Origin of the sequence: Salinivibrio sp. PR919, assembly GCF_001995355.1 — a bacterium.
Classification (GTDB): domain Bacteria; phylum Pseudomonadota; class Gammaproteobacteria; order Enterobacterales; family Vibrionaceae; genus Salinivibrio; species Salinivibrio proteolyticus.
Genome location: NZ_MUFL01000002.1, coordinates 1 through 14,043, shown reverse-complemented (window position 1 = coordinate 14,043; position 14,043 = coordinate 1). Strand labels below are relative to the sequence as shown.

The window sequence follows — 14,043 nt, the reverse complement described above, 5'->3', positions numbered from 1 at the left end:
AATGGGATTAGTGATCGGGCTGACTGGCGGTATCGGTAGCGGCAAAACCACGGTTGCCAACCAGTTTGCTGCCAAAGGCATTGAGGTGATTGATGCTGATGTGATTGCACGCGATGTGGTGGCGGTTGGCAGTGAAGGGCTGGCGGCAATCGCCGCGCGCTTTGGTGAATCAGCCTTGCAGTCCGATGGGCAATTGAATCGCGCTTGGCTCAGAGAGCGGGTCTTTTCTCACCCTGACGACAAACGTTGGTTAGATGACTTACTGCACCCAATGATCCGCACCCGGATGATCAGCGCTTGCGCGCAAGCACGCTCTTCCTACTGTTTGCTTGTGGTGCCGTTATTGGTGGAAAATAACCTCATGGCATTAGCAGACCGTATTTTGGTGGTCGATGTTGATGAGCAAACCCAAATTGCACGGACATTAAAGCGAGACGGCGTGAGCCGCCAGCAAGTCGATGCCATTCTGGCAGCCCAAGCAACCCGTGCACAGCGACTTGCGGTCGCCGACGACATCATCAACAATGATCAACCAGAGACGGAACTCCAACACCAGATTGATGCCTTACACCAGACGTATTTAACCTTGGCCGCCCAACATCACACCGGGGAGTAACCGGATAGGATCGCAAAACATTTATGACCAGCCTCACTTTGTATGAACACCCACTCAATGAACAGGTGCGAATTTATTTGCGCCTAGAGTACCTGCTCGATCAATTGGACGAAGTGAGCGGATTATCGGCCCCTTGCCACCATATTCAATTTTTCCGCAGTCTGTTTGATTTGCTGGAAATATTAGAACAAGTGCAAGTAAAAGCGGATCTTGCCAAGGATTTGGATAAGCTCAAGAAAAAGCTCAACGCATGGGCCAATGTGCCCCAAGTCGACCAACAGCAGCTGCAACAACTGCTTGAGCAATTGGCCGAGCACCAACGTGCGGTCTTACAAGCCAAGCGTTTTGGCCAAGCACTACGCGAAGATCGCTTCTTGACCAGCATCAAACAGCGATTCTCCATTCCCGGTGGCAGCTGTAGTTTTGATTTGCCCATTTTCCACCATTGGTTACATCAGCCTTTGGCCGCCCGCCAAAACGCGATTAATGGCTGGCTCGCCACGCTATCACCGCTGCGTCATGCCTTAGCATTTTGGTTGCAACTGACCCGAGAAAGCGCACAAGGTGGGCATGTCGAGGTTAAACAAGGCTTCTATCAACAAGACACTGATGGCGCGTGCCTGATCCGGATTCAGGTCAACCCCGATCTGGGCGTTTATCCGTTGGTTTCAGGACACAAAAACCGTTTTGCGATCCGTTTTATGCCATTTGACGATGATCGCGAGGTCGCCGACAATATGCCGGTATTTATCAGTGTCTGTTAAGGAGATGAGCGTGAGTGATACCCCCGCGGTGGTGAAATGTCCAACCTGCCAACAACCTGTTGTTTGGGGCGAAATCAGCCCGCATCGCCCGTTTTGCAGCAAACGTTGTCAGTTGATTGATTTAGGGGAATGGGCCAATGAAGAAAAGGCGATTCCCGGCGCACCAGACAGCTCTGATGACGACCTATGGTCAGAAGGACAGGCGGAGTAATCTCCACCTGCCAAGACGAACGATCCGTGCTTAAAATCGAGCACGGATTTTCTCAAGCACCGCGTCATTCGCTTCAGGGAAAGTGTACTCGGATAAACGCGCAATCGGTGCCCACTCACCATGCTGACCTTCCTGCCCTTGCGGCTCCCCTTCAAAGCGACTGACTAAGAAAAAATCAAAGCTTAACGCTTTGTCTGGAAAATCAAAGTCTAGCGAAATAAAGGGGCTGACGTCGGTGGCATCAATCCCCACTTCTTCACGCAACTCGCGCACCACGGCTTGGCGCGGGGTTTCGTTGGCTTCAATTTTTCCGCCGGGGAATTCCCACATTCCGCCTTGGTGCACATCCGCATGGCGACGTGTAATAAATATCTTATCTTGCGCGGCATTAACAATCACACCAGCGGCAATATTAACCCGTTTCATGAATACTCCTACTTACTACCGCCTACGCGCTATCCACTGTCTGTCAATATCGATGACAAACACGTCGGCGAACGCGCGTCTTGGGGTATAAAAAAAGGCCGCTAAAACGGCCTTTTTAGTCATACATAGTCAGGGTTAGATTTTACCGTGACATTGTTTAAATTTCTTCCCTGATCCGCATGGACACGGCTCATTACGGCCAACTTTTCGGCCATCGCGCACCACAGTTTCGTTGCCTGAAGCATTCGCCTCGCCGTCACTGAGTGGATTATCGGCTTTGGCGTGGTTTACTTGCTGTTGGCGAGCCGCTTGCTCGGCACGTGCTTGACGCTCCGCTTCCATACGCTCAACGTCATCAGGCTGTTGCACACGAACGCGGCTGAGTGTGGTGATCACGTCGGTTTTTAGCGCTTCTAGCATGTCTTCAAACAGCTCGAACGATTCACGCTTGTACTCCTGCTTCGGATTCTTTTGCGCATAGCCGCGCAGGTGGATGCCTTGGCGCAGGTGATCCATCGCCGCCAAATGCTCTTTCCACAGCGTATCCAACGTTTGCAGCATGACCGCTTTTTCGAAGTTGCGCAGTGTCTCAGCACCCACCGCCGCTTCTTTGCTCTTATAGACATCAATCAGCGATGACAGAATTCGCTCGCGCAGTAACTCTTCATACAGCTTGTCGTCTTCATCCAACCATTGTTGGATAGGCAATTCGATATCAAAGTCTGCTTTTAAGCGCTGCTCTAGGCCGGCGATATCCCACATTTCTTCCAACGATTGCGGCGGAATATATTGGCTAACCAGCGCATTCACCACTTCACGGTTATGCTCAATCATTTCACTGATATCGCTAGAAACCAGTAGTGCGTCGCGCAATTCGTAGACCACTTTACGCTGATCGTTGGCCACATCATCGAATTCCAGCAGCTGCTTACGAATGTCGAAGTTACGCCCCTCTACTTTACGTTGCGCGTTTTCAATTGCCTTGTTCACCCAAGGGTGTTCAATCGCTTCACCTTCACCCATCCCGAGGCGTTTCATCATGTTAGAGACTTTTTCTGAGGCAAAAATGCGCATCAGTGAGTCTTCCATCGACAGATAAAAACGCGTCGAACCTGGGTCACCTTGACGACCGGCACGGCCACGAAGCTGGTTATCAATACGGCGTGACTCGTGACGCTCCGTACCAATAATGTGCAGGCCACCCGCCTCAACCACTTGGTCGTGGAGCTGCTGCCATTTCTCTTTCGCCGCTTCGACTTGTGCGTCTGTTGGCTCGTCAATATCACCCAGTACCTGCTTCCAGCTACCGCCTAGAACAATATCCGTACCACGACCGGCCATGTTGGTTGCAATCGTCACGGTGCCCGGATAACCGGCTTGTTCGACGATTTCGGCTTCATGGGCGTGGAATTTCGCGTTGAGGACTTGGTGCTTGATACCATCTTTTTTCAGCGCATTAGAAAGAAGCTCTGATTTTTCAATCGAGACGGTTCCGACAAGTACCGGCTGGCCAGCTTTCGCTCGCGTTTTAATGTCTTCAATAATCGCGGCGAATTTCTCACGCTCGGTCATATAAACCTGATCAGCATGATCTTTACGCACCATCGGGCGGTTGGTCGGAATAACCACGGTATCCAATCCATAAATCGACTGGAACTCAAACGCTTCGGTGTCCGCGGTCCCTGTCATCCCTGACAGCTTTTCATAGAGTCGGAAGAAGTTCTGGAAGGTGATCGAGGCCAGCGTCTGGTTCTCGTTTTGGATTTTCACCCCTTCTTTGGCTTCCACCGCTTGGTGTAATCCTTCAGACCAACGACGTCCCGGCATGGTGCGGCCGGTGTGCTCATCAACGATGATCACTTCGTCTTCTTTAACAATGTAATCGACGTCGCGCTCAAACAGTACATGGGCACGGAGTGCAGCGTTAATATGGTGCAACAAGCTGATGTTCGCGGGCGAATACAGCGTATCGTCTTCTGCCATCAAGCCGTTTTTCTTTAGCAGCTCTTCGACAAATTCTTGGCCGTTTTCGGTCATGTAGACCTGTTTGGCTTTCTCATCGACGGTGTAGTGACCATCGCCACGGTATTCTTCTGAGTCTTCTTCGTCCTGCTTTTCGAGCTGAGGGATCAAGGCGTTGATCCGCTGATACATTTCTGAGCTATCTTCTGCAGGCCCTGAAATAATCAGTGGTGTACGCGCCTCATCAATCAAGATGGAGTCCACCTCATCGACAATTGAGAAGTAGCGATCGCGCTGCACGCGATCTTCCGCACGGAACGCCATGTTGTCGCGCAGGTAGTCGAAACCAAATTCGTTATTGGTACCGTAAAGAATGTCACACGCGTAAGCGGCTTTCTTCGCTTCCGGTGGCATGTTCGGCACATTCACGCCGACCGTCATACCAAGAAAATCAAATAGCGGGCGGTTTGTTTCCGCGTCACGTTGCGCCAAGTAGTCGTTGACGGTAACGATGTGCACGGACTTGCCTGTCAGTGCATTCAAATAAGACGGCAAGGTCGCGGTCAGGGTTTTACCTTCACCGGTGCGCATTTCTGCAATCTGGCCACTGTGCAGTACCATGCCCCCGATCAGCTGAACATCGAAGTGACGCATACCAAACACACGCTTAGATGCTTCGCGGACGGTGGCAAAGGCTTCAGGAAGCAGATCGTCCAAGCTCGCGCCTTGGTCGAGACGCTCACGGAATTCGACGGTTTTCGCTTTTAGCGCATCATCACTGAGGGATTCAAATTGGGGCTCTAGCTTGTTGATTTCATCAACGACTTTTCGCAGCCGACGCAAAGTGCGGTCATTACGGCTTCCGATAACTTTAGTCAGGATTTTCGATAACATGGCGTTGCCGGTACTCTTTTTAATGGTCTTCCCACATGGGCGGCAGCTGCACAGCAATGATGCTGGTGTGCATTCAGTTCAACGCGGATAGGCTATGGTTCATCGATTCGACAGAAGATGCCAATGCGCGCATCTTTATTAGGTGGAGCCAAATCGGAAAGAATTCAAGGGCGGACAGTGCCGCTTAACAACTTATTTTCCGCGAAGCTGATTGTGAAATTAACAGGCTGCATTGAAAACACTATGCCTGTCGCTCTACCCATGCGACACTTACCTGTGAATGATTCGGTCACTTATAATAAGGGAAATTGGACCGACATCCTATGAATAATCAGGGACAGATAGGATCAATTAGGAAAAATTAGACGCTGTGCGACTGTTCACGCACCGAATTGACGATAAAAAAGACAATAGCCATGCGAGATCACCGACCCCGCTCTACGTTGCACCTCTTGGAGAGCGACAACAACAATATCGCTCAACGCGCAGTTGAGCTCGCCAAGTTGAATAAGCTGATCTTGGCCTTGTTGCCAGGCGAAACCTCCAAGGCATGCCGGGTAGCCAACTATCGTGAGGGCGTACTTGTGGTTGAAGCTGGCAGCGCTGCTTGGGCTATGCGGCTCAATTACGAGCGCCAACACCTTTTGTCTGTATTACGGCAAAAAGGCCTCGCCAGTCTCACCACCATTGAAGTGAAAATTAATCCAGCCTTGGCCGCCGTGGATAGAGAAGAAGATGCCACCACACCCGCACGCCATTTGAGCAAAGCCTCGGGTGAGTTACTGCATGAGCTGGGGCAAAGTGCCTCGCCGAAGTTAAAAGCGCGTTTAGAAGCTCTAGCCAAGCTAGCGACAGACACAAAAAAGCCAGAGTCGTGACTCTGGCTTTATTTAACAGGGTGCTGAGCAACTTACCACAATGAGGCAACTCTGCCCTATTTAGGTGCAAGTCTTATGCAAGCACCATATCTGGGTCAGCAAACGCAACCGGTGATTTTTCCGTTTCTTCAAACGTCACCCACTCCCACGCTTCTTGATCCGCCAATACCGCACGCAGCAGCTGGTTGTTCAGTGCATGGCCCGATTTATAGGCGCGCATTTCACCGATGATGCTATGACCACACATGTATAGGTCGCCAATTGCATCCAACACTTTGTGCTTCACGAGCTCGTTATCAAAGCGCAGACCTTCTTCGTTCAAGATGCGGTAGTCATCCAGAACAATGGCACAGTCAAAGCTGCCGCCCAAACATAGGTTCTGTGATTGCAGGTACTCAATGTCGCGCATAAACCCAAAGGTTCGCGCACGACTGATATCTTTGATAAACGACTGCGTCGAGAAGTCCATCACCAAATTTTGTTGCTCTGATTCAATCGCAGGATGGTTGAAGTCGATGGCAAAATCGAGGCGGAAACCGTTATACGGCACCAGCTCTGCCCATTTGTCGCCGTCTTCAATGCGAACAGGTTTTTTGATGCGAATGAATCGTTTTGGTGCGTTTTGTACTTCAATGCCGGCAGATTGCAGCAAGAAGATGAATGGGCTTGAGCTACCATCCATAATCGGAATTTCTGGCGCATTGACCTCGATAATAATGTTATCGATGCCCATACCGGCAATCGCGGCACTTAAGTGCTCGACAGTCGAGATACGCACGCCTTCATCATTGACGAGCGCGGTACACAACATGGTGTCGCGTACATCCGCTGGATCAGCCGGAAAGTCAACCGGCGGCTCCATATCGGTACGGCGATAAATCACGCCGGTGTTCGCAGGAGCCGGACGCAGAGTAAGCGTAACCTTACGCCCAGAGTGGAGGCCCACACCGGTCGTTTCGACAATACTTTTTAATGTTCGCTGTCTTATCATCGGCTTATCTCAACTTTTTCTCAAAAAAGTGTGCTCTGCGTCACTCATTACCCTGTCACCTTAGACAAGGGGAGCGTGATGATAGCACATCGCTGGCTACAAACCAAGCACTGGCACTAGTCAGCTTGCTTACGCAAAAACGCAGGAATATCGAGATAATCATGCTCGGTCTGCGATTTTGGCGCCGCGTTTGACGACGACGCAGCTGGCTGCTCTTTTGCCGCAGGCGTTGCCGCCTGAGGTTTTTCTTGCAAAGGCTGTGCCTTTTTCGGCTCGGCCGGTGCTTGCCCAGACTGTGCATTGGTCACCAAGGTAATATCTGGCTTACGTTCGTTGCCAATCCCCGTTGCCACCACAGTCACTCGCAGCTCGTCGCTCATTTCCGGATCCATCGAGGTACCAATCACGACAGTCGCATTATCAGAGGCGAACGCTTTAACCGTGTTACCAACCGTCTCGAATTCATCAAGACGCATATCGAAACCAGCGGTAATGTTCACCAGCACACCGCGTGCGCCTGCTAAGTCGATGTCCTCAAGTAGCGGGCTAGAAATGGCCATTTCAGCCGCTTCTTCTGCTCGGTCTTCTCCCGTAGCAACCCCGCTTCCCATCATGGCGTGCCCCATCTCTGACATCACAGTGCGGACATCCGCAAAGTCGACGTTGATGTGGCCCGGACGGGTAATCAGCTCAGCAATACCCTGCACCGCGTTACGAAGTACATCATTCGCTTTCGCAAACGCATCTAGTAAGGTTATGCCACGACCCAGTACTTTGAGCAGTTTTTCGTTAGGAATCGTGATAAGCGAGTCAACATTTTTAGACAGCTCTTCAATTCCTTGCTCAGCAAAGGCCAGTCGCTTCTTACCTTCGAAGCTAAATGGTTTGGTGACCACTGCAACGGTGAGGATACCCATTTCTTTCGCAATTTCTGCGATGATAGGTGCTGCACCTGTCCCAGTACCGCCGCCCATTCCTGCTGCGATAAATACCATATCGGCACCTTCGAGCTCAGCTTTAATCGCATCGCGATCTTCAAGGGCAGAATCTCGACCTACTTGAGGGTTTGCGCCCGCGCCTAGGCCTTTGGTGATGTCACCACCAATTTGAATGACGGTGCCAACGCTACTTTTACGCAACGCTTGGGCGTCAGTGTTAATACTAATGAAGTCAACGCCTTCGATTGACTCACGTACCATATGCTCGACAGCGTTACCGCCGCCACCGCCAATGCCAACGACTTTAATTACCGCATCGTCAGACATTTCCATCATCGGTTCAAACATGAGTTCTCTCCGTCCTTCCTGTTCGCATCAGGGTTAAAATTCTTTCTTAAACCAGCTACTCAGCTTGCTTACCCAACTGGCAACAGCCCGCTTTTGCTCTGGTTCACTCGTTTCTGTCAGCAAGTTTTCTTTGCCGTAATGCAAAAGCCCAACCGCTGTTGCATAACATGGTGCTTGTACATAGTCGGTTAATCCGGTGACACCCACAGGCTGCCCAACTCGTACTTGATTCTGAAATACACGCTCAGCACATTCGACCAAACCGTGCATCTGTGCCGCACCGCCAGTCAGTACAATGCCTGCGGCTAACTGGTGCTTCACGCCTTCGCTGCGTAGCTTGTCTTGAATGGCAACCAGTTTCTGATTGACCAATCCCAACAGCTCAGAGCAGCGTGGCTCAATCACTTCTGCCAGAGTCTGGCGCTGCAATGTCCGTGATGGGCGTCCGCCCACACTGGGCACATTGACTTTGGCATCCTTGCTGACCAATTCGCTAAGTGCGCAGCCGTACTTCACTTTAATGTCTTCTGCGTCGGCAAGCGGTGTTCCGAACGCGTAAGCAATGTCGCTGGTAATCACGTTCCCCGCATAAGGGATAACCTCTGCGTGGCGCAGCGCGCCTCCCGTCCAAACTGCGAGATCCATGGTACCACCGCCGATATCGACAACGCAGACACCCAGCTCACGTTCGTCCGGTGTAATCACCGCATGGCTTGCTGACAAGCCGGAGAAAATCAGTTGATCAACTCTAAGACCACATCGTTCAACCGCTTTCTCAATATTTTTTGCCGTGTCATTGTGACATGTGATGAGGTGCACACTGGCTTCCATACGCACACCTGACAACCCCACTGGGTTTTTGATCCCTTCTTGATAGTCAATTTTATATTCTTGTGGGATCACATGGAGCACGCGTTGCTCATCACTAATCTTCACTGACTTGGCAGTGTGGATCACATTGTCAACGTCATCTTGGGTCACTTCCTCATCGGAAATCGTACCCATCCCTCTTTCAGTCTGGCAGTGAATGTGCTTTCCTGACAAAGAAAGATATACAGAACTGATTTGGCAATCCGCCATCATTTCTGCTTCATTCACCGCACGCTGGACGGATTTGACCACAGATTCTAGGTCGTTGACGCCACCTTTATCCATGCCACGAGACGGGCTGGTCCCCACGCCCAATACGTTGATGGTGCCGTCTGGCAGCACTTCACTGACCAGCGCAGACACTTTGGACGTACCGATATCCAGTCCAACAATCAGTGATTTATCTGTCGCTTTATTCATTCACACCATCTCTTAATCTTGGCTAGTCGTCTCTTCCGTCTCAGTTTTCCAACCTACGGCAGCACCTGTGTCATAGCGTAAGTCCACGTAAGCGATCGGTGTTTGTTGTTGCTGTATCTCAGGGTAAAGGTGCACGAACCGCGCTAAGCGCTCTTCGCGTGCTTCTCGACCCAACTCAATCCGTATACCGCTACGTGTCACGATACGCCAAGAGCGTCGCTCGTTCAGTGATAAGGCTTGAATCGACAAGCCAATGCGATTGAGCTGCGCATTCAAAGTCTCACTGGCGGCAAGTACCTCTTTTGCACTCTCTGGTATACCATGCAAAGACACCAGATCCTGTCCTGCGACATCCGCCGGCGTGCCATCAAAAATCTCACCCTCAGGCGTTAACAGCTTCTGTCCATTCCAGATAGCCCGCGCTTGGTACTCGGTAATATGGACTTTCAAGGTGTTCGGCCACTGTTTGCGAACCGCCACGTGCTTAACCCAAGGCAGCGCCTCGATATTTGCCTGGATGCTATTCACATCTTGCAACATAAAACTTTTCAGGGTGCCGACCGACAACACTGCATCGCGCACTTGCTGATCACTGACCTGAGTCCGATCGCCTTCGATGACCAACTGAGACAAAGGCAGCTGCTGCTCGTCGCTCATCCAATCGATCACTCGCACAAAGCCGGTCACCATCAAAAGAATGACTGCGGTAAGAAACACCAATCCCGCCCATTGCTGACGTTCAAGGTTCACTGTTTCTTGTATGCGTGTGAGCGCATTTACCATGCTCATACCTTTGTTATCGCCTTGTGTCGAGCAAGCTTGACACGTCCAGCGAAAAAACCGACTGATTATAGCGATCCCGCGCCTCGTGCTCCAACTTGATTGACGCTTTGTATCAATAAGCTGAGATCTGTTCCGAGCAATTTTGCTCTGTGATGCGAAAAAAGCCGTCTTTTTATTCGGATCGTCCGATTATGACACAGCTTTTTATCACATCAGTTTGTTTTTTGTTGTGCCATTTTTGCTTTATCCAGCGCCATTGCCGCTAAATTTCGCGCTACTTTACCAATATCACCCGCGCCTTGTGTTAAAACTAAGTCATTCGCTTGCAGCACATTGGCCAGTGCGGCCGGTAACGCCTCGGCATTTGGCACAAAAATCGGATCGAGCTTGCCTCGCGCCCGAATGCTGCGACACAAACTTCTACCGTCAGCCCCGGCAATCGGTGTTTCTCCCGCGGAATAGACATCTAACATCAACAGCACATCCACGTTTTCCAGCACATTGGCAAAATCATCATAGAGATCGCGGGTACGGCTGTACCGGTGCGGCTGAAAGATCATCACCAAACGGTGATCTTGCCAGCCAGCGCGTGCCGCTTTAATGGTGACATCCACTTCACTCGGGTGGTGACCATAATCGTCAATCAATAACGCCGTTCCTTGCTCGACAGGGAATTCGCCCAGTTGGTCGAAACGACGTCCTGTTCCTTCAAAACTGGCAAGCGCACGCACAATCGCAGCGTCATCCACACCGTCTTCGGTCGCGACAGCAATCGCGGCACTGGCGTTTAATGCGTTGTGTTGTCCCGGAATATTGAGCTCTATGGTCAAGGTCTCGCGTCCCGGACGGGTGACTTTAAAAATCCCGCGCTGACCTTTTTGGTGATAATCGTGCAAACGCACATCGGCATCATCAGAAAAGCCATAGGTGATCACTTGACGACCAATCGATGGGATCAGGGCGCGCACCACAGGGTCATCAATACACACCACCGCTAACCCGTAAAACGGCAGATTGTGAAGAAAATCAATAAAGGTTTGCTTTAGCGTTTCAAAGTTACCGCCGTAGGTATCCATATGGTCGGCTTCAATATTGGTGACGATGGCGACCATAGGTTGTAAATGCAAAAAAGAGGCATCGCTTTCGTCCGCTTCCGCAATCAAATATCGGCTACTCCCCAAACGCGCGTTGGTGCCAGCACTTTTGACTAATCCACCATTGACAAAAGTGGGATCTAAACCGGCTTCCGAATAGATCTGGGTCACTAATGCGGTGGTCGTGGTTTTACCATGGGTGCCGGCAACGGCAATACCGTGCCGATATCGCATCAATTCAGCCAACATTTCGGCACGACGAACCACCGGAATGCGGAGAGATTTTGCCGCGACCACTTCCGGGTTATCGGGCTTGATGGCGGTAGAGACCACCACCACGCTTGCTTTCTCGATGTGACTGGCTTGATGACCGATAAAGATCTCTGCCCCCATGGACGCCAAACGCTCGGTGACCACATTTTGTGCAAGATCCGAGCCGGTTATTTGGTAACCTTCGTTAATCAGCACTTCAGCAATACCACACATCCCCGCACCGCCAATGCCCACAAAGTGGATCCGTTTCACCCGACGCATTTCCGGGATCATGGTGCGAAGTTTTTCTAGCTGCTGATTATCCAATTTACCCATTCATCTTTTCTCTATTATTTTGCTTGTTCGGCAATCACTTGTGCCACACGTGCATCCGCATCAATGATCGCGGCATCACGCGCGGCGTTCGCCATCGTAAGGAGGCGCGCTCGGTCTAAGCCGTCAATTGTCTCAGCCAGCGTGGCGGCTGTCAGTGATGGCTGTTCAATCATCAGTGCCGCATCACGTTCAACCAAGTAATCACCGTTTAGTGCTTGCTGACGGTCGGCATGCATAAAGGGCACAAATATCGCCCCCACACCGGCTGCCGCGAGTTCCGAGACCGTCAAAGCGCCACTGCGACAAATCACCACATCGGCCCAAGCATAAGCACTAGCAACATCATCAATAAACTCGGTCACGGTCGCATCGGTAACGCCCTCGGCGTGATACGCCGCTTCTGTGCTTTGCGCGTTTCCTTTCCCGGCTTGGTGTCGCACCATGACCGGCTGCGCCGTTTTTGCCACCGCAACAGGCACGGTTTGGTTTAAGATGCGCGCACCTTGGCTGCCGCCCATCACCAGAATACGCAATGGTCYGTTGCGGTCACGAAAGCGTGCTGTCGGTGAGGGCAAGGTGCACACATCACGGCGCACCGGATTGCCGACCACAGGCTTACCCTCAAACGCTCCCGGAAAGGCTTGCAGTACTTGCTTAGCCACTTTCGCCAACCATTGGTTGGTTAACCCAGCCACCGCATTCTGTTCATGAAGCACCACAGGTACACCACTGAGCCAAGCAGCGATGCCGCCGGGGCCACTCACATATCCGCCCATGCCCAACACCGCATCGGGTTGGTAGCGCTTAATGATTTGGCGTGCTTGCCAAATGGCGCTGAGGATCATCCACGGCGCACGCAGCTTGCGGATCAGGCCCGAACCGATCAAGCCTTTGACACGAATAAACTCAATATCAATGCCGTGTTTGGGAACCAGATCCGCTTCCATGCGATCCGCAGTACCCAACCAACGGATCTGCCAGCCTTGTTGCTCTAAATATTTGGCGACCGCGAGGCCGGGAAACACATGTCCACCGGTTCCCCCCGCCATTACCAATAAACGTTTACTGCTCATCGTGTTGAATTTTATCCTGATAATGCTTGATTTGATGGGCTTGGGCCGTGGCTAAACGGTACTCATGGTCGATGCGTAAAAGCAGGGCGACCGCCATTGCCATGATCAAAAGGCTGGAACCGCCATAACTGATCAGAGGCAGCGTCAGCCCCTTGGTCGGTAGCATGCCCGCGGCAGCGCCCACATTCACCATGGTTYGAAACGCAAACCAAATCCCGATACCAAAGGCGAGAAAGCCACCAAACAATTGTTCTTGTTCAAGGCAACGTCTGCCAATAAATAAGGCTTTAAAGACCAAGCAGAAAATTAAAACCAAAATGACACTAACGCCCACCAGCCCTAGCTCTTCGGCAATCACGGCGAAAACAAAGTCGGTATGCGCTTCTGGCAAGTACTCCAATTTTTGAATCGAGTTGCCCAAGCCTTGCCCAAACCAATCACCGCGTCCAAACGCCATTAACGATTGGGTGAGCTGATAGCCACTGCCAAACGGGTCTTGCCAAGGGTCAAGGAAAGCGGTAACACGCCGCACCCGATAAGGCTCTGCAATGATCAAGCCTCCCACCAGCGTAAGCCCTGCCACCAGCAGCGCGATAAATTGCCACAATTTGGCGCCAGCAATAAACAACATACCCACCGTGGTCACAAACATCACCACCACTGAGCCTAAATCGGGCTGGGCAAGGRGTAAGCTTGCAAATAACAACAGCACCGCAAGCGGCTTCGCAAAGCCACGAAAGTGCTCGCGCACCTCACCATGACGACGGACGAGGTATCCTGCCAAAAAAACGAATAGAGATAACTTGGCAATCTCCGCAGGCTGAACATTGATCCCAGCAATGGAGATCCAGCGCGCTGCGCCGTTGACCGAGCGCCCGATGGCTAACACGGCCAACAGCAACACCGATGACAGCAATAGCATCCAACCACTGTATTTTTGCCAAAGCCGCACGGGAATATACATCACCACCACAGCCGCTATCACGGCTACCGTGAGATAAATCGCGTGCCGTTTCGCAAATAAAAATGGGGCATCGGCCAAGCGAAGGGCGACCGGGATAGACGCCGACGTCACCATCACCAGACCAATCACCATCAATAACAGTGATACCCAAACAAGTTGACGATCATAGAGCACACCCGGCGATGGGGTGCGCAGCCAAGACCAACACTGTTTGGGCCAAGTG

13 protein-coding genes are annotated in these 14,043 nt (G+C 51.6%); 4 read left to right on the top strand and 9 right to left on the bottom strand.

The annotated features are described in order from the left end of the window. The first annotated feature begins 1 nt into the window (after position 1). The 3 genes from coaE to yacG are packed head-to-tail and all read left to right on the top strand — an operon-like array spanning position 2 to position 1,591. Positions 2–616, top strand: coding sequence for a dephospho-CoA kinase (gene coaE, locus BZG83_RS00485; RefSeq protein WP_077478948.1), 615 nt, complete (start codon positions 2–4; stop codon positions 614–616). Positions 617–639: 23 nt separating this feature from the next. After that, the gene (gene zapD / locus BZG83_RS00480; protein ID WP_077478947.1) at positions 640–1,380 is read left to right on the top strand and encodes a cell division protein ZapD; all 741 of its coding nucleotides are present in this window, start codon (positions 640–642) and stop codon (positions 1,378–1,380) included. 4 nt (positions 1,381–1,384) lie between these two features. Next, entirely contained in the window at positions 1,385–1,591 is a 207-nt protein-coding gene (yacG, locus tag BZG83_RS00475) for a DNA gyrase inhibitor YacG (protein WP_069586608.1), read from the top strand. Between the two features lie 30 nt (positions 1,592–1,621). Here yacG and mutT read toward each other — a convergent pair whose 3' ends face one another. Beyond that, complete coding sequence (gene mutT, locus BZG83_RS00470; RefSeq protein WP_077478946.1) at positions 1,622–2,017, bottom strand: 8-oxo-dGTP diphosphatase MutT; 396 nt, start codon at positions 2,015–2,017, stop codon at positions 1,622–1,624. A gap of 135 nt (positions 2,018–2,152) precedes the next feature. Then, entirely contained in the window at positions 2,153–4,873 is a 2,721-nt protein-coding gene (gene secA / locus BZG83_RS00465) for a preprotein translocase subunit SecA (RefSeq protein WP_077478945.1), read from the bottom strand. Positions 4,874–5,289: 416 nt separating this feature from the next. On the opposite strand from secA, the gene BZG83_RS00460 reads away from it, so the two are divergent. Continuing rightward, positions 5,290–5,751 (top strand): DUF721 domain-containing protein, encoded by a 462-nt coding sequence (locus tag BZG83_RS00460; RefSeq protein WP_096630796.1) that lies wholly within the window; start codon positions 5,290–5,292, stop codon positions 5,749–5,751. Positions 5,752–5,824: 73 nt separating this feature from the next. Here the strand turns inward: BZG83_RS00460 and lpxC are convergent, their stop codons facing one another. From lpxC to ftsW, 7 genes are all read right to left on the bottom strand, one after another. Continuing rightward, positions 5,825–6,742 (bottom strand): UDP-3-O-acyl-N-acetylglucosamine deacetylase, encoded by a 918-nt coding sequence (lpxC, locus tag BZG83_RS00455; RefSeq protein WP_069586604.1) that lies wholly within the window; start codon positions 6,740–6,742, stop codon positions 5,825–5,827. Positions 6,743–6,858: 116 nt separating this feature from the next. Continuing rightward, positions 6,859–8,028 (bottom strand): cell division protein FtsZ, encoded by a 1,170-nt coding sequence (ftsZ, locus tag BZG83_RS00450; protein WP_077455359.1) that lies wholly within the window; start codon positions 8,026–8,028, stop codon positions 6,859–6,861. Between the two features lie 33 nt (positions 8,029–8,061). Further along, positions 8,062–9,318 (bottom strand): cell division protein FtsA, encoded by a 1,257-nt coding sequence (gene ftsA, locus BZG83_RS00445; protein ID WP_069586602.1) that lies wholly within the window; start codon positions 9,316–9,318, stop codon positions 8,062–8,064. A gap of 12 nt (positions 9,319–9,330) precedes the next feature. After that, positions 9,331–10,101 (bottom strand): cell division protein FtsQ/DivIB, encoded by a 771-nt coding sequence (locus BZG83_RS00440; RefSeq protein WP_108743589.1) that lies wholly within the window; start codon positions 10,099–10,101, stop codon positions 9,331–9,333. A gap of 212 nt (positions 10,102–10,313) precedes the next feature. After that, positions 10,314–11,783 carry a UDP-N-acetylmuramate--L-alanine ligase gene (gene murC, locus BZG83_RS00435; protein WP_077478943.1) on the bottom strand — a complete coding sequence of 490 codons (1,470 nt, stop codon included), beginning with the start codon at positions 11,781–11,783 and terminating at the stop codon, positions 10,314–10,316. Positions 11,784–11,797: 14 nt separating this feature from the next. Further along, a complete protein-coding gene (gene murG, locus BZG83_RS00430; RefSeq protein ID WP_077478942.1) occupies positions 11,798–12,856 on the bottom strand; it encodes an undecaprenyldiphospho-muramoylpentapeptide beta-N-acetylglucosaminyltransferase in 1,059 nt (352 codons plus the stop codon). Then, a complete protein-coding gene (gene ftsW / locus BZG83_RS00425; RefSeq protein ID WP_077478994.1) occupies positions 12,846–14,015 on the bottom strand; it encodes a cell division protein FtsW in 1,170 nt (389 codons plus the stop codon). Before ftsW ends, murG begins: the two co-directional genes overlap by 11 nt. Between the last annotated feature and the right edge of the window lie 28 nt (positions 14,016–14,043).

What these genes read in the sequence shown, in the direction of transcription:
- secA (WP_077478945.1), bottom strand. Translation starts at nt 4,873, where the DNA reads ATGTTATCGAAAATCCTGACTAAAGTTATCGGAAGCCGTAATGACCGC.
- BZG83_RS00440 (WP_108743589.1), bottom strand. Translation starts at nt 10,101, where the DNA reads ATGGTAAATGCGCTCACACGCATACAAGAAACAGTGAACCTTGAACGT.
- coaE (WP_077478948.1), top strand. Translation starts at nt 2, where the DNA reads ATGGGATTAGTGATCGGGCTGACTGGCGGTATCGGTAGCGGCAAAACC.
- yacG (WP_069586608.1), top strand. Translation starts at nt 1,385, where the DNA reads ATGAGCGTGAGTGATACCCCCGCGGTGGTGAAATGTCCAACCTGCCAA.
- zapD (WP_077478947.1), top strand. Translation starts at nt 640, where the DNA reads ATGACCAGCCTCACTTTGTATGAACACCCACTCAATGAACAGGTGCGA.
- ftsZ (WP_077455359.1), bottom strand. Translation starts at nt 8,028, where the DNA reads ATGTTTGAACCGATGATGGAAATGTCTGACGATGCGGTAATTAAAGTC.
- mutT (WP_077478946.1), bottom strand. Translation starts at nt 2,017, where the DNA reads ATGAAACGGGTTAATATTGCCGCTGGTGTGATTGTTAATGCCGCGCAA.
- lpxC (WP_069586604.1), bottom strand. Translation starts at nt 6,742, where the DNA reads ATGATAAGACAGCGAACATTAAAAAGTATTGTCGAAACGACCGGTGTG.
- BZG83_RS00460 (WP_096630796.1), top strand. Translation starts at nt 5,290, where the DNA reads ATGCGAGATCACCGACCCCGCTCTACGTTGCACCTCTTGGAGAGCGAC.
- murC (WP_077478943.1), bottom strand. Translation starts at nt 11,783, where the DNA reads ATGGGTAAATTGGATAATCAGCAGCTAGAAAAACTTCGCACCATGATC.
- ftsA (WP_069586602.1), bottom strand. Translation starts at nt 9,318, where the DNA reads ATGAATAAAGCGACAGATAAATCACTGATTGTTGGACTGGATATCGGT.